This window comes from Shewanella frigidimarina NCIMB 400 (assembly GCF_000014705.1).
Lineage (GTDB): Bacteria > Pseudomonadota > Gammaproteobacteria > Enterobacterales > Shewanellaceae > Shewanella > Shewanella frigidimarina.
On record NC_008345.1, the window covers coordinates 2,875,641 to 2,893,343 of the forward strand.

The window sequence follows — 17,703 nt, forward strand, 5'->3', positions numbered from 1 at the left end:
AGTGGCTTATTTTAGACGCATCTTCACAAAATAAAAACCTTAAATATATTATGTCTATTATGACTCGATTGATGAAATAACGATGCCCTTTTGTGCCAGTTGTTGCAATAAAGGTAAGCAGCCTGACAACAAGGTGTCATTTGGCATTTGTGGGTAATGCTCACTTAACCAACTTATAATGGCATCGACTGTTACACCTTGTTGAGAATGAGTCATTTGTTCAATGTAAGCTAACACTTGCGCACTTAATGGTGTCAGTTGTAAAAATGCGACCTCATCATCAGCACCTCTAAATACACAAAAAAAGTTCGCTTGTGCTGTCGGCTCTATAGGCTGGTAGTCAACACTAATATGCTGAACGTCAAAGGCATATTGCGCCACTTTGGCACAAGCTGCTAGGCATAACCTATGCAGGTTTAGTTCGATGGTATTGATCGATTGAGCCGCTGGAGTATCTGGCGCGACGGCGACACATAATTCTAACCATTCATAATGTGCCAACTGCAACATAAAAACAGGATCATCTTCTGTCATCTGGTATTCATGTTGTAAAAACGCTAAAAACTCACCGGCTATTTCAACAAATATTGGTGTCTTACAATCGTGGCTTACAAAAAATTGTTGTACTAAGGCCTGCCATTGGTCGTCCTCATATACACTTTTCAACACCGGAAATGCACTCGACACAAAACCTGCAATATTATTAAAAAATAATTCTCGATAGATTTTCATGCGCCTAGGCTCAATCCCCTCGGGCAATGGCAAACTAGGATCACGGATATAGTCCATAAATTGTTGTTGTACTTCAATGAAACCCATTATGCCTTCCTCAATATTGACTGCTGCGTTAAGGCATTTTGTTGATACTGATGAATTTGATTAATCTCATTAAGAAGTATGTCTGTTTTAGGAATATTAAAATCACGCTCAAGCAACGTCGGATGCACGCCATGTATTTGGTAACACTGCTGCAATAAGGCCCATACTGGATCGATAATATCCGCACCGTGAGTATCGACCATTAAATCGGCCTCCTCTTCATAGTGTCCTGCGATATGCAGATAAGCGATTCGTTTGGTAGGCATCGCCGCTAAGTAAGCTGCTGCATCGTATTGATGGTTAATTGAATTAACGTAAATGTTATTTACATCGAGCAGTAATTTGCAGTCGGCCTCTTGCAGCACCGCATTGACAAACTCTTGTTCGGTCATTTGTGCACCAGGCGCCGCATAAAAAGACACATTCTCTAAAATAAACGGACGCTCGAGTATGTCTTCGACTTGCTTTATCCGCTTAGCGGTATGGATGACTGCATCATCAGTAAATGGGATTGGCATCAAATCATACATATGGCCAGTACCTGAGCAATAACTTAAATGCTCTGAATACACTTCAATATTATGCTCATCCAAAAAGCGTTTTATATTTTGTACAAAGTGACTATCAAGCGGTTCAGGACTACCAATGGATAACGAAAGCCCGTGGCAGAAAAAAGCGTGTTGTTCAGTTAATTGTTTAAACCGACGCCCAAACTTGCCACCTAATGTCATCCAATTTTCAGGTGCAACTTCGAAAAAATTAATGGCAGATGGCACCTGCTGACAAAATTCATCCAGCATTTCACGGCGAAGTCCTAAACCGACACTAGCCTGACCCGGTGTGTTGCGATGCTGAATAGACATAATGCGTCCTTTAAAATAAAAAGCAGATAAAACTAAGGCCTGAATATCAGGCCTTAATTGTGTCAGATAAGCCAAGGCATTATCAAATAGAAGTCATTAATTATTTCTGACCGCCACACTTACCTTCACCACACTTACCTTCTTTGGCTTTCTCAGCAGACTTTTTCATGTCGCCGCCACATTTGCCTTCGCCGCACTTACCTTCAACCGCTTTCTCAGCAGATTTTTTCATGTCGCCGCCACATTTGCCTTCGCCGCACTTGCCTTCAGCCGCTTTCTCAGCAGACTTTTTCATGTCGCCGCCGCATTTGCCTTCGCCACATTTACCTTCAGCCGCTTTCTCTGCAGACTTTTTCATGTTCTCGCCACATTTGCCTTCACCACACTTGCCTTCTCCGCCATCAATTTGATAACCAGAAGTTAATTGTTGAAAACCAAATGGGTTAGCTTCTACTTGAGCAGAAAAGCCAGCAGTCATTACAACAGAACCTAATGCAACCGCCAAAGTAGTTTGTTTGATTGAATTCATAATAATTATCTTCCTATATCTTGATTGTGTATGGTGACCAACATCATTGCCGGCTTGGTTAAAGAGACCTGCAGTAAGTAAATTTTATTGCAAAAAAATTAAAAAAACGTGAAAAATGTCTATTTATTTAACACAAATACTTGCTAGGCAAGCCTCAAAACTAATGCCATGTATATTTAACATAAATACAACAAGATCGCTATCAATATGATTATTAGCAATAATTTTATTAGTTAATCGACAAAAGAACTCGTATCGTAATTTAGTACTGATATCAAATAATAAACACGCTAAAATAGCGCACTTTTGACTTCAGCAAGGTGTACTGTGCGCGTTATTTTAGCTCCAATGGAAGGTGTGGTTGATGACCATATGCGTGAAATATTATCTGCCATCAATCCATTTGACCTGGTTGTGACTGAATTTGTCAGGGTCGTCAATCAACTCATACCAGATAAAGTGTTCTATAAACTGTGCCCTGAGCTACTTCATCAAGGGCTAACCGCATCAGGAACTCCTGTACGTGTTCAGTTGTTAGGACAAGAACCAGAGTGGATGGCACAAAATGCCATAAGAGCCATAGAGCTAGGCTCAAATGGTGTTGATGCAAATTTTGGTTGCCCAGCTAAAACTGTCAATAAAAGCAAAGGCGGCGCAGTATTACTCCAATATCCTGAGAATATTTACAGTATCGTCAAAGCCATGCGCGACGCAGTACCCTCTGAGCATCCTGTTACAGCTAAAATCCGTTTAGGCTACGAAGATAAATCGTTATTTATGGAAAACGCCTTAGCCGTGTATGAGGCTGGCGCAACAGAGCTCGCTATTCATGCTCGCAGTAAAACCGATGGTTATAAACCTCCGGCATATTGGGAATACATTACTGAAGTGAGACAGCGCCTGCCAATTCCTGTTATCGCTAACGGAGAAATTTGGAATGCCGCTGATGCTCAGAGATGCATGGATGTCACTGGCTGTGACAGTATAATGATTGGTCGAGGAGCCATATCGTTGCCTAATCTAGGCGATACCATCAAAACTGGTGCGACGCCATTTAGTTGGCAACAAACCTTAAGCTTACTTATGGCCTATACCGACAAAGAACTTAATGGTCGTAAATCTGACTATTATCCTTCACGGATTAAACAATGGTTTAGTTACTTAAACCGTCAATACCCTGAAGCGGATACTCTATTTAGAGAGCTACGAGTGTTCAAAACAACTGAAGAAATCGTTAAGGTTCTACAGCATGCTCACAGGTCGCTTATATAAGCTTGCAACAACACACCAACTTTACATCTAGGCTTAAATTAACCTTTTTGATAATGTGTCATCAAGGTTATAAACTCTGTTAATCCTACACAACCATAAGCGTTTCTTAGTCTTCAATCGACAGTGATTCAGTCACCATATTGACGCGACAATCAACCCTAGCTTAACGCCCAGACAGACAATAATGATTGTTAACATGAATAAATGATAAATTATTATTCATGTTTTTATCGCAGAAATCTTATCGAGAATTGATCTTCATCATAACGTCTGCTTTATTTGTGCCTAAAATAGAAATTCTACATTGGCATTGTCAGTTAAGGTTATTTCAGTTGCACAACACTCAGGACATACAGCAAAAACTTCAACATCTTGAACTTATTTTGAGACATGAGTTAATGCTACTTATAAAGGATTCATTAAAAGCTACTGAAGTTGCTCATATTTCGATGGAAACCCCTCTTGGAAAAGTGATTGATTACTTGCCACAAGTCAAACTAATCAATACTGATATTTTCACTAAGTTCATGAAGCTAGATGCTGCTTACTGTCAACTTGAATTGGGTTTATATGGTCTTTGCTCTGATTGTGAAATGGACATAGAGCCGCCCCGCTTATTCGCCGATCCAACGGAACAACGTTGCACAGGTTGTGAACAGAAATTTCGCCGAGAACATCGACATGAATTACGCTTAAATCACTAACCATGCTTTGCTTTATTAGCGACTTAAAATCAACGTAATAAAAAGGCCTACAATAATGTAGGCCTTTTTATGTCAGACAATGTAACTGTCACATTGTCTGATGTTTAGCTCTCTAACTAAACTGTTATTTAGAACTTAACAGTTACGCCACCGTAGTACTGGCGACCAATAGTGTCATACACTTCTGGTACTGTACCACCATCACTACCATTCGATACGCCTGATGGCTCTTCATCAGTGATGTTTTTCACACCAGCGCTTAGAGTAATCATGTCAGTAACATAATAAGTACCGGCTAAGTTGTGGTACAGAATCGCATCCACTTTATCGCCTGTATTTAGATCGTCCATTTCGCCAATGTAACGGTTGAAGTAGTTAACACTCCAGCTATCTTGACCTGCTTGAATGCTGAAGTTGTTACGAACTTCTGCATAAGCACCAAAATTACCATCGATCTTGTTGGTGTAATCATTGTCTTCTTGTTCGAAATTCAACAAGTAAGTTGTGTCATTGCTGATTTTCCAATCTAACGACAAGGCTTCAAAGTTATAAGCTAAGTTGAAGTCTAAACCGCTAGTGTCTTGGCTACCTACGTTTGTTAACGAGTTAGTAAGATTAGATAAATCACCGTTTGCACCAATGTTAAAGGTTTCACATGCTGCAGCTGAAGCATTAGCAAAACATTCTTCTAAACCAGCTTGAACATCTAAACGAGTGATTGCATTGGACACTTTAAAGCGCCAGTAATCAAGCGTGACCGATAGACCTTCAACATAGTTTGGTGAGTAAACTAAGCCAGCTGTATAAGAGTCAGACTCTTCAGCTTTTAGATCATCATCAGACGTGTAACGAACTAGAATCTGTGGGTCCTGAGCATTGCCCCATGGATCATCCAAGTAGTCGTAAGAGCCAGTGTCACCACCAAATAACTCACTGATGCTTGGAGCACGGAAACCTGTTGCCGCTACAGTACGAAGCATCAAATCATCAGTTGCTTCATAGGTTAGACCTACTTTCCAAGTAGACGCTTTACCGAATGTTGAGTAATCGTCATAACGCAGTGCAAATTCACCGGTTAATTTTTCAGTGAAAGGAACGCTGACTTCTTGGAATACAGACAATACATTGTAATCGCCGTCTGTAGCATCTTGCTGTGCAGCAGTACTGTCACCAGCCACTGTTACAGGGTCTGGATTATAAAAACCGCTTTCATAACGGTATTCAGCACCAATAGCAAATGCAACTGCACCAGCACTCAGATCAAACAACTCACCATTTAGACCAGCAGAAACAACATGTTGCTCATTGCCGCCGTCAGCATTATCAGTGAAGCTAATGTCATTAACGATTTCACCTGTTAATGGAACACCTGTGAACCATGCATCTTGGTTAGCATAAACAGATTGCTTAAGATTGGTTGCATTGATTGAGTTCTCAACACTTGAATCAGCTTTGTTTTTGCCATAGGTATAACCGATATCCCAGTTCATGCCTGTATTAATATCAAGCTCACCCGCTAATGCAGCAGAGATACGGAAAGTATCAGTGTCTTGAGAATAAATACGAGGACCGGCATCGGTAGTACGACGACGATAATTTACACGACCAGTATCATCAGCAGCAATTTCACCGTCTGTCATCGCTTGATCAAGTGTAATACATGCTGCACCAGCAGTAACACCTGGAGCACCACATACGTTTAACATTACGTCAGCAGGTTGTGGAGCTAATTGCTGATCAGACTTACGTTTAGTGTAAAGCACGTCGCCTGTTAGCACTAAATTGTTGTCTAATTCTTGGATCATATTAGCAAACAAGCTGTAACGCTCGTTTGGTGTTTGGTAATAACTGCTAGTGGTGTAGTCATAACCTGTAGAACGAGCAACCCATTCACCAGCGTCATTGCGTACTTTCCCGCCTAATGAACCTGTAGGTAAAAATGAACTTGCACCAGGCTCTGTCCAGCTACGATCTGACTGAATAACACTTTCGCGTTTCGAATACGCAGCACCAATAGTGTAGTTACCACCATCGGTATTGAAGCCGTATAAACCACTAATTTCGCCAGTTTCACCATCACTTTCACTGGTAGTACTACCGTTAAGATCTAGTTGAAAGCCTTCGAAATCTTTCTTAGTAATGATGTTAACAACACCAGCGATAGCATCTGAACCGTATACTGCTGATGCGCCATCTTTTAAGATTTCAACACGAGATATCATCGATACAGGGATAGAGTTCAAATCGACAGAGCTATCTGCACCTGAACCAGAGTTAACCATACGACGACCATTTAATAGTACTAGCGTACGTTGTGAACCCATACCGCGTAAGTCAACTTGCGCAACACCGTCTGAACCGTTGTTCGAGCTAGAACCTAGAGCAGCACCAGCCATTGACGTTTGGGCTTGAAGTAGTTGGTCAACTGAAGTGAAACCTTCTGCGCGAATAGCTTCAGCTGAAATGATGGTTACTGGAGAAGCAGATTCCATGTCTTGACGTTGAATACGAGAACCGGTGACTTCGATTCTTTCAACTTTCTGTTCATCGGCAGCAAATGCTACTGAAGAAAATAAGCCTGTTGTCGCGACACTTGTTGCTGCTACAGCTAATAAACTGCGGCGAATTGCCTTAGCAGTTAATGTGACTGAACTCATGAATAAACTCCCTATAACTTGGAATAAAATAAAACAAGTCGTTATATTTTTAATTATGAATAATTGGTCAGTGCCAATTATTGAAAAACATTATTAATGAATAAAAAACCTTTAGTCAATAAGGGCAACATGTGAACAACATCACATTTAACATCAGAATTGATAATTAATTTGACATAAACTGATTCATTTAAAATCAACCAGTTACTGAATTTAACGGTATTTATCAAGATTGTTAACATTTTAAATCGCAAATAAAAATACAAATTAAAGACTATAAAAGAACAAATAAGTACACAAAGAAAAACAAAAATAAAACACAGTTAACAATTTAAATACAATTGATCACAAAATATATCAAAAATTAATTTTCAATATTTTAAATAAAATCGATTATTTGTCGTAAAAAACATCAGAATGACATTTCAATATTACTGAGTATTTATTCAGAAAAGTAACTTGTTAGCATTTTTATAGACTAAATCTATTCAAAACAGCCTTAATATCGGGCCTGAGAAGTCCTGTTTATTAGACGGCAAAAAAGCCTGTTTGGTGATATTTCGTATAAGATTAGGAACTTTCTGACGGAGTACAGATATCTTATTTAACACTATATCAACACACCAATTCGCAACATTATTGTTAATAAAATGTAGTTCTTTTAGTCAACGCAATATGATGAAATGGTCTATTTAAGCTCGAAGAAGTCGTTATCAAACAAAGTGCTCAATATCTGACGAGCGAACACAAAAAAGGAGCCGAAGCTCCTTTTTTATCAACTTACAGTAACCATTAACGAGTGCGTGGGCACACTTCGTCAGCGCTGAAGAAGTAAGCAATTTCACGTGCTGCTGATTCAACTGCATCAGAACCGTGAACTGCATTTTCGTCGATGCTTGCAGCATAGTCAGCACGTAATGTGCCACGAGCAGCTTCAGCTGGGTTAGTTGCACCCATGATTTCACGGTTAGCTAGAACAGCGTTTTCGCCTTCTAACACTTGAACCATTACTGGACCAGAAGTCATGAAAGAAACTAAAGCACCAAAGAAAGGACGTGCGCTATGTTCAGCGTAGAAACCTTCAGCTTGTTCTTTAGATAGTTGTACCATTTTAGAAGCAATGATCTTAAGACCAGCTGATTCAAAACGGTTGTAAATAGCGCCAATGTGGTTTTTAGCAACTGCATCTGGCTTGATAATAGAAAATGTGCGTTCGATCGCCATAACTAGCTTCCTTAATGTGAGCAAGTTTAAAAAATTCGCGCGGATTATACGTAATTTAGCCATATATTCCTAGCCTTATCCGCTTGTACGGTGATATTTCATCACTAAATTGAGTCATTTTTATTAACATGACCCAATTTATGCTCTATTGCTAATCGCTAAATCTTATTGTGCTGACTTGATGGACTTGTTGGCATTTTTTTCCATAAAACAAATAATGGCATCAGCAACGTCTTTTTGGGTCGCTTTTTCAATACCTTCTAAACCAGGAGAGGAATTAACTTCCATCACAACCGGACCATGGTTAGAACGTAATAAATCAACCCCAGCAATATTTAACCCCATTGTTTTTGCAGCGCGAAGCGCGACTGATCGCTCCTCAGGAGTTAATTTAACCAAAGTAGCACTGCCGCCACGATGTAAGTTAGAGCGAAACTCACCTGGCTTTGCTTGGCGCTTCATTGCAGCAATCACTTTATCGCCCAGCACAAAACAGCGAATATCAGCGCCTTGTGCTTCAGCAATATATTCTTGCACCATAATATTGGCTTTGAGTCCCATAAAGGCCTCAAGCACGCTCTCTGCAGCTTTGCGGGTTTCAGCTAATACCACGCCAATGCCCTGAGTACCTTCTAACAATTTAACCACTAAAGGTGCACCACCAACCATATCAATCAAATCAGGTATATCACTGGGTTTATTGGCAAAACCAGTGATAGGTAGCCCAATTCCTTGACGAGATAACAGCTGCATTGAACGCAATTTGTCTCGTGAACGCGCAATTCCAATTGAACCATTAACCGCATATACGCCCATCATTTCAAATTGACGTAATACTGCAGAACCATAAAAGGTCACTGAAGCACCAATACGAGGGATAACAGCATCAAAATGACCCAGATCCTTACCCGCCATATGAATGCTAGGTTTAGTCATATTGATATTCATATAGCACTTTAATGGATTAATAACTTTGACTTCATGTCCTCTAGCTAATGCAGCTTCAACTAAGCGTTTAGTAGAATATAATTGCGGGCCTTGAGACAGTATTGCGATGCGCACAGAGTGCTCCAAAATTGGAATTTTCGCGCATCATACGCTGAGTTTATTTAAAATCAATGACTGGAATGACCACAGATGAAAAAAGAGCCAATCTTGATAGATTGGCTCTTTTTTTTGTGATCAATTACCCGCTATAAATGGGATGATTGATGCGCTATTCGCTCAGCAAAAACTAACCTTCGCTGACCATATTAACGGTGTATTTAGGGATATCGATAATCATATCGCAATCTACAACTTTAGCTTGGCAAGATAAACGACTTTCAGGCTCTAAGCCCCATGCTTTATCTAGCATGTCGTCTTCTAACTCATCGCTTTCTTCAAGCTGTTCAAAACCTTCACGCACAATGACATGGCATGTAGTACAAGCACATGACTTTTCGCACGCATGTTCAATATGAATACCGTTACGCAGTGCAACGTTTAAAATGGTCTCACCCACTTCTGCTTCAAGTACTGCGCCGTCTGGACAAAGTTCTTGATGGGGTAAAAATACTAACTGTGGCATCATTTCACCTATATGTTGTCGACCGACTGCCCTTTTAGCGCCGCTCTAATAGAATTATCCATACGTCTTGATGCAAAATCTTGGGTTTTATCATCAAGATTTGCAATTGCTTTTTCAATGGCATCAATATTATCTTGTTGTGCTACGGCATCAAGTTGGGCAATAGCCACAACTAACTCTTCGCGTTCTTGCTCATCCAGAAGCGCAGCATCTTTAGCCAAAGCTGCATTAAGTGATTCTATCACCCGCGCCGCTTCAACTTTTTGTTCAGCCAGCATACGACGAGTAATGTCATCTTTCGCATACTTCATCGAATCTTTTAACATGGTGGCAATTTCAGTATCCGATAAACCAAATGACGGTTTAACCTGAATTGATGTATTAACCCCAGTGGATTTTTCCATCGCAGTAACACTAAGCAAACCATCAGCATCCACTTGGAATGTCACTCGAATATGCGCTGCACCTGCCGCTAGAGGTGGAATACCGTGTAAGGTAAAACGAGCCAACGAGCGACAATCTTCAACAAGCTCTCGTTCGCCCTGCACCACATGGAATGCCATGGCCGTTTGACCATCTTTAAACGTGGTAAACTCTTGTGCGCGTGCAACAGGAATAGTGGTATTACGCGTAACCACTTTTTCAACCAAGCCACCCATGGTTTCAACGCCAAGCGATAATGGAATCACATCTAACAGTAACAAATCGGATTCAGGTTTATTACCAACAAGAATGTCAGCTTGAATCGCTGCACCAATGGCGACAACACGATCAGGATCGATTGATGTCAATGGTGTCTTTTTGAAAAAAGTTTCAACTTGTTCACGCACCAATGGTACGCGGGTTGAACCACCGACCATCACAGTTTCAATAACGTCATCCACACTCACGCCGGCATCACGTAAAGTACGACGACAACAGCCGATGGTTTTTTTCACCAATGCGCCAATTAACTCGTTAAATAAGCTTTTATCAACAGTGCAAGTTAATGTTTTATCAGCCATGACGACAGAAGCTTCAACGCTGTCATTGTCAGTCAACGCTTCTTTAACTCGGCGAGCTTCAATGAGTAATTGACGTGCTAATTGACTGCCTGGTTCTGTTATCTGCCATGCCTGTTGTAAATGGCTCACGAGTAAGTGATCAAAATCATCACCACCCAATGCAGAATCACCACCAGTGGCTAACACTTCAAATACGCCACGGTTTAATCGTAAAACCGAGATATCGAAAGTACCGCCGCCTAAGTCGTAAATGGCAATGACACCTTCTTGCTTTGAATCTAATCCATAAGCAATGGCTGCTGCAGTGGGTTCATTCAATAAACGTAATACTTTAACACCCAATAACTCAGCAGCATCTTTGGTACCTTGACGTTGTGCATCATCAAAATACGCAGGCACAGTAATCACCACGCCCGCTAATTCGCCACCTAGTGTGGTTTCAGCTCGCGCAATTAAAGGTTTTAAAATTTCGGCTGACACTTGAATAGGATTCACTTGTCCCATAGGCGTAGTGAACACCGGTAAGCCGTTTTCACTTGCGTGTAATTCATAGGGTAAACGATGAACACCAGACTGGATATCAGTGAGGCTACGTCCCATAAAACGCTTGACTGAAACGATGGTATTTTGTGGATCTAAAGCAGATTTGTCTTGAGCTTCATAGCCCACTAACACATTGGTTTCACCATAATGCACTACAGACGGCAACGAATGACGACCTTGTTCATCAGGTAAAGTTAATGCTTGAGCACTTCTTACCGCAGCAACAAGTGAGTTGGTGGTACCAAGATCAATCCCAACCGCAAGACGATGCTGGTGCGGTGCGGCGCTTTGGCCAGGTTCTGCAATTTGCAACAGTGCCATAGTGTTCCAACTTGTTGTGTTATCGATTAGCCAAGCTAATCATAAATAATAAGGTTTAGAATTTAGGGCTATTTAATCGAGCAAGCCATCTTCAATACGGGCTAACTCATCATGTAATTTTGCCATAAACTTTAACTTACGAATTTGATCTGCCGCTAATAAAGCATCTGCACTTTCATCACTAATCAATAGCGTCGCCAGTTTAGTCAGTAATGTTGACTCAAACTCACCAAACGACTCATACAGTTCATCAATTGATGACTGTGGATCACTATTGTGTTGGATATCTTCAAGTGCTTCACGCCACTCCATTTGCTGCATCAAAAATGCACCATCTTTCAATGTTGTGGTTTCGTGACTTAATTCAATTCCACGCAAGCTCAACATGTGTTCAGCACGGCGTAGGGGATTTTTTAATGTTTGATAACCATCATTAACTTGTGCAGTTCGCTGAACTGATAGCAGCTTTTGTTGCTCGGTATCATTAGCGAATTTATCGGGATGAACCGCCCGTTGCAGTTCGCGGTAGCGCTCTGCAAGTAAGGCGGTGTCGATATCAAAGGCAGGTACTACATTAAACAGATCGAAATAATTCATGGGCAGATATCATGCTTACTGTTTGATATAAAACGGCTTAATTAGGTGAACAATGATTAAACGGTGAAACTTTCACCACAACCACATTCACCCTTTGCGTTAGGATTATTGAACTGAAAACCTTCGTTTAGGCCTTCTTTGACAAAATCAAGTTCAATACCTTGCAAATAAATGAAGCTTTTGGCATCGATGATGATATTTACACCTTCGATATTATAAAGTTCATCATCGTCATTGAGATCGTCAACGAACTCAATGACGTATGCCATTCCTGAACAACCTGATGTTCTCAACCCAAGGCGCAAGCCGAGGCCTTTCCCGCGATTAGCAAGAAACGATCTCACTCGATCAGCCGCAGCGGGGGTCATTGAAATTGCCATCTTAACTCCAGGTATTACTTAGCTTGTCTGCTTTTATACTCTTCAATTGCTGCTTTAATGGCATCTTCAGCCAAAATTGAGCAATGAATTTTAACCGGCGGCAATGCTAACTCTTCGGCGATGTCTGCATTTTTAATCGTTGCAGCTTCATCGACACTTTTGCCTTTTACCCATTCTGTTACTAATGAGCTAGATGCAATTGCGCTACCACAACCATAGGTTTTGAATTTTGCATCTTCAATAATACCGTCGGCATTAATTTTAAGTTGCAACTTCATTACATCACCACAAGCTGGTGCACCAACCATACCAGTGACTACTGATGGGTCGTTCTTATCAAATGAACCTACGTTACGTGGGTTTTCATAATGATCGATTACTTTTTCGCTATAAGCCATGATACTGCTCCAAAATCTGTGTCGTTATCAGTTTACGATTTAATGGTATTACACTCATTTAACAAGATTAAATTAGTGATGTGCCCATTGAACTTGCTCTAAATCGATACCATCTTTGAACATCTCCCATAATGGAGACATTTCACGTAACTTATCGATAGATTCAGTTATCGTTTTGATAGCGTGGTCAATTTCTTCATCGGTCGTAAAGCGACCAATAGAGAAACGAATCGAGCTATGTGCCATTTCATCATTTAAACCCAAGGCACGTAATACGTAGCTTGGCTCTAAACTTGCTGAAGTACAGGCTGAACCTGAAGAAACCGCTAAGTCTTTCAAGGCCATCATTAACGACTCGCCTTCAACAAAGTTGAAGCTAACGTTAAAAATACCACTGTAGCGTTGTTCCATATCACCGTTGATATAAGTTTCTTCGATGTGTTTAATACCGTTCCACAACTTATCGCGTAGATGAGTAATGCGCGCGCTATCAGCAGCCATGTCTTGTTTAGCAACAGCAGCTGCCTCACCTAAACCGACGATTTGATGTGTTGCTAACGTGCCACTGCGCATACCGCGTTCGTGTCCACCACCGTGCATTTGCGATTCAAGACGAATACGTGGCTTACGGCGAACATATAATGCACCGATACCTTTTGGTCCATACATTTTATGGCCAGAAATCGAAATCAAATCAACTTTGGTGGTTTGAACGTCAATTGGTATTTTGCCAGCACTTTGTGCCGCATCCATGTGGAAAAAGATGCCTTTTGAACGACATAATTCACCAATTGCGTTGATATCATGGATGACACCAATTTCATTGTTTACGTGCATAATGCTGACTAAAATAGTGTCATCGCGCATCGCCGCTTCTAAACGTTCCATTGGGATAATGCCATTAGCATCAGGAACAAGGTAAGTAACTTCATAACCTTCACGCTCTAACTGGCGGCAAGTGTCTAACGTTGCCTTATGCTCAGTTTTACTGGTGATAATATGCTTACCCTTTTTATGATAAAAATGGGCAATACCTTTAATCGCAAGGTTACTTGATTCTGTTGCACCTGAAGTGAAGACTATTTCACGGTGATCAGCATTAATTAAATCGGCAACTTGATTACGGGCGACATCAACCGCCTCTTCTGCTTGCCAACCATAACGATGTGAACGCGATGCTGGGTTACCAAACACGCCGTCCATTGTCATGTGTTGCATCATTTTTTCTGCGACACGCGGATCTACAGGGGTTGTTGCGGCATAATCTAAATAGATAGGAAGCTTCATAACACACTCCGTACTTAGCAGTCTCAGATGAGGCTACATACAACGTACAAATAATAATTATATTCAATCAACATAGCCGAGTTACAAACTCACTCTATGTTCCTTTTGTATTTCATCTTGTTTTAACGAGATAAATCTTACGTCTCGCTTTTGCATCAAACCTGCAAGAGAAATACCATCTAAAAAATCTGAAATTTGTTTACTTAAGTCACCCCATAAAGAATGGGTTAGGCAACGAGTACCGCTTTGGCAGTTACCTTTTCCTTGACAACGAGTGGCGTCTACAGATTCATCAACAGCATGCACGACCATGCCAACTGAGATATCGACGGCTTCTAAACCTAAACGATAACCACCACCGGGTCCGCGGACACTCGACACTAAACCATGTTTACGTAACTTAGCGAAGAGCTGTTCAAGATAAGACAAAGAGATACCTTGTCTTTCAGAAATATCGGCTAAAGGTACAGGACCAGTAGCAGAGTGAATCGCAACATCCAGCATAGCTGTCACTGCATAGCGACCTTTTGATGTAAGTTTCATAACTTGTACTGCTCCCAAAAAGTATGCAGTAATTTCAACATACCCTAGTAATTTAGTCAAGTATTAATCCTACCAAAACACTCGGGTATTATGGCATTGCTTATAACAAAAAGGTCCATGTTTTCGCAGGGCGTATTTAACCTTTTTATCTTGTAAGATTCAATGCCGACAAGGAAATTAATCGCATTATCGGTCATTTCTTTGACTTGAATCTACAATGACTTACAGATTGTTAAATACTCGGGTCGAACTTATCAATGTCATGTTTACGATTAGTGGCTGCTTCTCGAGAAGCCTCATCGAATGCATCAACGGTTAACTCTGGTAATTTTTTAGTACAGACTTCTCCACCCATTTGTTGGATGGCATTACACAATTCTTGTACTTTAGAATCCATCAAATGCATGTGGTCAAGCATTTGCCCAATCGCATTAGCAACAGGGTCTGGATTGTCTGGTGACACCGCGTACGCATCAAAGCCGTACTTTTTGGCCATTTCGGTGCGACGTTCAGTTTTTTCTTTTGATTGGTTGGTCGGCGAAGCCACTACACGTCCAGGAATCCCCACGACAGTATGATCGCTTGCGACATCTTTAACGACCACAGAATTAGAACCAACACGAGCACCATCATGCATAGTGATCGGCCCAAGTACTTTGGCCCCGGCGCCAATAACCACATTATTACCTAAGGTAGGATGACGTTTGCCTGGCTGCCAGGTGGTCCCGCCCAAAGTAACGCTATGATAAAGAGTGCAATCATCACCGATTTCGGCGGTTTCACCAATAACGACACCCATACCATGGTCAATAAAGAAACGTCGACCAATCGTCGCGCCAGGATGAATTTCAACACCGGTTAACCAACGTGAAAATGTTGATAAACAACGCGCTGTAAATCGCCAGTTAGCGAGCCACAGTTTATGACTAATACGGTGGATCCAAATCGCGTGCATACCGGGATAATTAAATATTATCTCTAAGGTACTGTTTGCGGCAGGATCTCGATGATAAATCGATTCAATGTCTTCTTTTAGCCTATCGATGACGCCCATGGTATGTTCCTTTACTGCTTAATCTTGTTTATCCATTTTCTTATCAATGGAAGTCAAAATACCACGAAGAATATTCATCTCTGGTGCTTCAATACGTGCACGAGTGTATAAACGACGAAGTTTAGTCATCACTTGTCCAGGATGATTCTTAATCACAAACCCTGTTTTAGACAACGTCGACTCTAAATGGACGAAGAAACGTTCTAGCTCAGAGGTTAATGGATATTCATCCGTTACAGCGGGTGTTTCTGTTTGCGCTAGATGCGCGACTCGCGTTTCATAACAAATAATTTGTACTGCTTGAGCCAAGTTTAGCGAGCTATATTCTGGGTTTGCCGGAATAGCCACATGGTAAGTACACTTTTGTAACTCTTCATTACTTAAACCATGATTTTCACGACCAAAAACAATAGCAACAGGGCCATTTAAGCTTTCTTGAGTAAGTTTTAAACCCGCTTCGCGAGGATCAAGCATCGGCCAATCAAGAGTACGACTGCGTGCACTAGTGGCAATGACCAGACTACAATCGGCTATGGCTTCTTCTAACGAATCAACTCGCGTCAGGTTTTTCAGAATATCTGACGCACCTGCAGCAAGTGCTATCGATTGCCCATCAGGCTCAGCTCTTGGCTCTGCGAGATATAAATTTGATAAGCCCATGGTTTTCATTGCTCTAGCAGTAGAGCCAATATTACCAGGGTGTGAGGTACCAACTAAAACAACACGAATATTACTGAGCATGTAGCACTTTCTTTTAGCTAAAAATATTATCCATATATTAACACAATCGTTAAAAATTACGTTATATGAAAATCTGCATTTGATATAACTGTCAAATTAAGTATAATGCGGGCGCTATTTTACTCGTTCTTTAACATCCAGGGGATTGCAATGCATCCGATGCTGACTATTGCCACGCGCGCTGCACGCGCCGCGGGCCAAACTATTATGCGCGCCTATACTGAACTTGACCGTGTTGAGGTAAGCAGTAAAGGTATTAATGATTTTGTGACTAGTGTAGACAAGGAAGTAGAAGCAACTATTACATATCAAATTCGTAAATCTTATCCAGACCACACCATTATTGGTGAAGAAAACGGTGAAAACCGTGGTACTGATAAAGACTACATTTGGATTGTTGATCCTTTGGATGGCACTAACAACTTCGTTCGTGGTATTCCTCACTTTGCCGTATCTATCGCATTACAATATAAAGGCAAAATTGAAGTTGCCGTTATTTACGATCCTGTCCGTGAAGAATTATTTTCAGCGATTCGCGGCAAAGGCGCTAAGCTCAATGATTTCCGTTTACGTGTAACCAACGTAAATGATTTGAGCAGCACAATGATTGGTACCGGTTTCCCATTCAAAGCACGTCAACACACTGAAAGCTATATGGCTATTTTGGGTGAAGTATTCCCATTATGTGCTGATATCCGTCGTGGTGGTTCTGCTGCATTAGATTTAGCTTACGTCGCTGCAGGCCGTTTAGATGGTTTCTTTGAAATTGGTCTTAAGCCATGGGACATTGCTGCGGGCGACTTAATTTGTCGTGAAGCTGGCGGTACTGTTACTGACTTTATGGGCGGACACAACTATATGGTTTCAGGAAACATTGTGGCTGGTAGTCCAAAAGTGACCACGCAATTAGTTAAAACTATGCGTCCCCTACTAAATGAAGGTTTAAAACGTTAATCGTTTACCTTTATTTAGACAAACCGCTAGAGCATCGCTTTAGCGGTTTTTTTATGTCTATTCAATAGCATTACTCTCAGCCTAGTAAAGATAAAACGCTAGCCAACGACTCATAACGGCGTAAATCTTACTATATCGACATTGAGTGGAGAGTATATTAACCACTTATTCTGCAAACCACAGTTTATCTCAAAAAATCGACCCAGATCACTGGGAAATTCACTTGAAGTCGTCAATAATAGT

Annotated in this window: 18 protein-coding genes; 3 read left to right on the forward strand and 15 right to left on the reverse strand. The window is 41.0% G+C overall.

The features are described from left to right. Positions 1-57 precede the first annotated feature (57 nt). The 3 genes from SFRI_RS12380 to SFRI_RS12390 form a co-directional block, all read right to left on the reverse strand. Positions 58-819, reverse strand: coding sequence for an HvfC family RiPP maturation protein (locus SFRI_RS12380; protein ID WP_011637865.1), 762 nt, complete (start codon positions 817-819; stop codon positions 58-60). After that, positions 819-1,682: an HvfB family MNIO-type RiPP peptide maturase gene (locus tag SFRI_RS12385; RefSeq protein WP_011637866.1), complete on the reverse strand. Its 864-nt coding sequence runs from the start codon at positions 1,680-1,682 to the stop codon at positions 819-821. The genes SFRI_RS12380 and SFRI_RS12385 overlap by 1 nt, the downstream gene beginning before the upstream one ends. A gap of 100 nt (positions 1,683-1,782) precedes the next feature. Next, positions 1,783-2,211 (reverse strand): HvfA family oxazolone/thioamide-modified RiPP metallophore, encoded by a 429-nt coding sequence (locus SFRI_RS12390; RefSeq protein ID WP_011637867.1) that lies wholly within the window; start codon positions 2,209-2,211, stop codon positions 1,783-1,785. A gap of 327 nt (positions 2,212-2,538) precedes the next feature. Between SFRI_RS12390 and dusC the strand changes: the two genes are divergently transcribed. Both dusC and SFRI_RS12400 read left to right on the forward strand, forming a co-directional pair. Beyond that, a complete protein-coding gene (gene dusC / locus SFRI_RS12395) occupies positions 2,539-3,483 on the forward strand; it encodes a tRNA dihydrouridine(16) synthase DusC (RefSeq protein WP_011637868.1) in 945 nt (314 codons plus the stop codon). Between the two features lie 332 nt (positions 3,484-3,815). Then, positions 3,816-4,187 (forward strand): TraR/DksA C4-type zinc finger protein, encoded by a 372-nt coding sequence (locus SFRI_RS12400; protein ID WP_011637869.1) that lies wholly within the window; start codon positions 3,816-3,818, stop codon positions 4,185-4,187. A 128-nt stretch (positions 4,188-4,315) separates the two neighbouring features. Here the strand turns inward: SFRI_RS12400 and SFRI_RS12405 are convergent, their stop codons facing one another. The 12 genes from SFRI_RS12405 to trmJ all read right to left on the reverse strand — a co-directional run bounded on the left by SFRI_RS12405 (position 4,316) and on the right by trmJ (position 16,506). Then, positions 4,316-6,844: a TonB-dependent receptor plug domain-containing protein gene (locus SFRI_RS12405; protein WP_011637870.1), complete on the reverse strand. Its 2,529-nt coding sequence runs from the start codon at positions 6,842-6,844 to the stop codon at positions 4,316-4,318. Between the two features lie 792 nt (positions 6,845-7,636). Then, positions 7,637-8,068: a nucleoside-diphosphate kinase gene (ndk, locus tag SFRI_RS12410; RefSeq protein ID WP_041413046.1), complete on the reverse strand. Its 432-nt coding sequence runs from the start codon at positions 8,066-8,068 to the stop codon at positions 7,637-7,639. 165 nt (positions 8,069-8,233) lie between these two features. Beyond that, positions 8,234-9,130, reverse strand: a complete 897-nt coding sequence (rimK, locus tag SFRI_RS12415; RefSeq protein WP_011637872.1) for a 30S ribosomal protein S6--L-glutamate ligase — start codon at positions 9,128-9,130, stop codon at positions 8,234-8,236. 172 nt (positions 9,131-9,302) lie between these two features. Next, positions 9,303-9,638: an ISC system 2Fe-2S type ferredoxin gene (gene fdx / locus SFRI_RS12420; protein ID WP_011637873.1), complete on the reverse strand. Its 336-nt coding sequence runs from the start codon at positions 9,636-9,638 to the stop codon at positions 9,303-9,305. Positions 9,639-9,646: 8 nt separating this feature from the next. Continuing rightward, a complete protein-coding gene (gene hscA, locus SFRI_RS12425; RefSeq protein WP_011637874.1) occupies positions 9,647-11,506 on the reverse strand; it encodes a Fe-S protein assembly chaperone HscA in 1,860 nt (619 codons plus the stop codon). 72 nt (positions 11,507-11,578) lie between these two features. Further along, positions 11,579-12,103 carry a co-chaperone HscB gene (gene hscB, locus SFRI_RS12430; protein WP_011637875.1) on the reverse strand — a complete coding sequence of 175 codons (525 nt, stop codon included), beginning with the start codon at positions 12,101-12,103 and terminating at the stop codon, positions 11,579-11,581. Positions 12,104-12,159: 56 nt separating this feature from the next. Next, positions 12,160-12,483 carry an iron-sulfur cluster assembly protein IscA gene (iscA, locus tag SFRI_RS12435; protein ID WP_011637876.1) on the reverse strand — a complete coding sequence of 108 codons (324 nt, stop codon included), beginning with the start codon at positions 12,481-12,483 and terminating at the stop codon, positions 12,160-12,162. A 14-nt stretch (positions 12,484-12,497) separates the two neighbouring features. Next, complete coding sequence (iscU, locus tag SFRI_RS12440) at positions 12,498-12,881, reverse strand: Fe-S cluster assembly scaffold IscU (protein WP_011637877.1); 384 nt, start codon at positions 12,879-12,881, stop codon at positions 12,498-12,500. A gap of 72 nt (positions 12,882-12,953) precedes the next feature. Continuing rightward, the gene (locus SFRI_RS12445; protein ID WP_011637878.1) at positions 12,954-14,168 is read right to left on the reverse strand and encodes an IscS subfamily cysteine desulfurase; all 1,215 of its coding nucleotides are present in this window, start codon (positions 14,166-14,168) and stop codon (positions 12,954-12,956) included. Between the two features lie 81 nt (positions 14,169-14,249). After that, positions 14,250-14,711, reverse strand: a complete 462-nt coding sequence (gene iscR, locus SFRI_RS12450; protein ID WP_011637879.1) for a Fe-S cluster assembly transcriptional regulator IscR — start codon at positions 14,709-14,711, stop codon at positions 14,250-14,252. Positions 14,712-14,943: 232 nt separating this feature from the next. Next, complete coding sequence (gene cysE, locus SFRI_RS12455) at positions 14,944-15,765, reverse strand: serine O-acetyltransferase (protein ID WP_011637880.1); 822 nt, start codon at positions 15,763-15,765, stop codon at positions 14,944-14,946. A gap of 18 nt (positions 15,766-15,783) precedes the next feature. After that, a complete protein-coding gene (trmJ, locus tag SFRI_RS12460; RefSeq protein WP_011637881.1) occupies positions 15,784-16,506 on the reverse strand; it encodes a tRNA (cytosine(32)/uridine(32)-2'-O)-methyltransferase TrmJ in 723 nt (240 codons plus the stop codon). A gap of 150 nt (positions 16,507-16,656) precedes the next feature. On the opposite strand from trmJ, the gene suhB reads away from it, so the two are divergent. Beyond that, positions 16,657-17,460, forward strand: coding sequence for an inositol-1-monophosphatase (gene suhB, locus SFRI_RS12465; protein ID WP_011637882.1), 804 nt, complete (start codon positions 16,657-16,659; stop codon positions 17,458-17,460). The last annotated feature ends 243 nt before the right edge of the window (positions 17,461-17,703 follow it).

What these genes read in the sequence shown, in the direction of transcription:
- SFRI_RS12380 (WP_011637865.1), bottom strand. Translation starts at nt 819, where the DNA reads ATGGGTTTCATTGAAGTACAACAACAATTTATGGACTATATCCGTGAT.
- SFRI_RS12385 (WP_011637866.1), bottom strand. Translation starts at nt 1,682, where the DNA reads ATGTCTATTCAGCATCGCAACACACCGGGTCAGGCTAGTGTCGGTTTA.
- SFRI_RS12390 (WP_011637867.1), bottom strand. Translation starts at nt 2,211, where the DNA reads ATGAATTCAATCAAACAAACTACTTTGGCGGTTGCATTAGGTTCTGTT.
- SFRI_RS12405 (WP_011637870.1), bottom strand. Translation starts at nt 6,844, where the DNA reads ATGAGTTCAGTCACATTAACTGCTAAGGCAATTCGCCGCAGTTTATTA.
- ndk (WP_041413046.1), bottom strand. Translation starts at nt 8,068, where the DNA reads ATGGCGATCGAACGCACATTTTCTATTATCAAGCCAGATGCAGTTGCT.
- fdx (WP_011637873.1), bottom strand. Translation starts at nt 9,638, where the DNA reads ATGCCACAGTTAGTATTTTTACCCCATCAAGAACTTTGTCCAGACGGC.
- hscA (WP_011637874.1), bottom strand. Translation starts at nt 11,506, where the DNA reads ATGGCACTGTTGCAAATTGCAGAACCTGGCCAAAGCGCCGCACCGCAC.
- hscB (WP_011637875.1), bottom strand. Translation starts at nt 12,103, where the DNA reads ATGAATTATTTCGATCTGTTTAATGTAGTACCTGCCTTTGATATCGAC.
- iscA (WP_011637876.1), bottom strand. Translation starts at nt 12,483, where the DNA reads ATGGCAATTTCAATGACCCCCGCTGCGGCTGATCGAGTGAGATCGTTT.
- iscU (WP_011637877.1), bottom strand. Translation starts at nt 12,881, where the DNA reads ATGGCTTATAGCGAAAAAGTAATCGATCATTATGAAAACCCACGTAAC.
- SFRI_RS12445 (WP_011637878.1), bottom strand. Translation starts at nt 14,168, where the DNA reads ATGAAGCTTCCTATCTATTTAGATTATGCCGCAACAACCCCTGTAGAT.
- iscR (WP_011637879.1), bottom strand. Translation starts at nt 14,711, where the DNA reads ATGAAACTTACATCAAAAGGTCGCTATGCAGTGACAGCTATGCTGGAT.
- cysE (WP_011637880.1), bottom strand. Translation starts at nt 15,765, where the DNA reads ATGGGCGTCATCGATAGGCTAAAAGAAGACATTGAATCGATTTATCAT.
- trmJ (WP_011637881.1), bottom strand. Translation starts at nt 16,506, where the DNA reads ATGCTCAGTAATATTCGTGTTGTTTTAGTTGGTACCTCACACCCTGGT.
- suhB (WP_011637882.1), top strand. Translation starts at nt 16,657, where the DNA reads ATGCATCCGATGCTGACTATTGCCACGCGCGCTGCACGCGCCGCGGGC.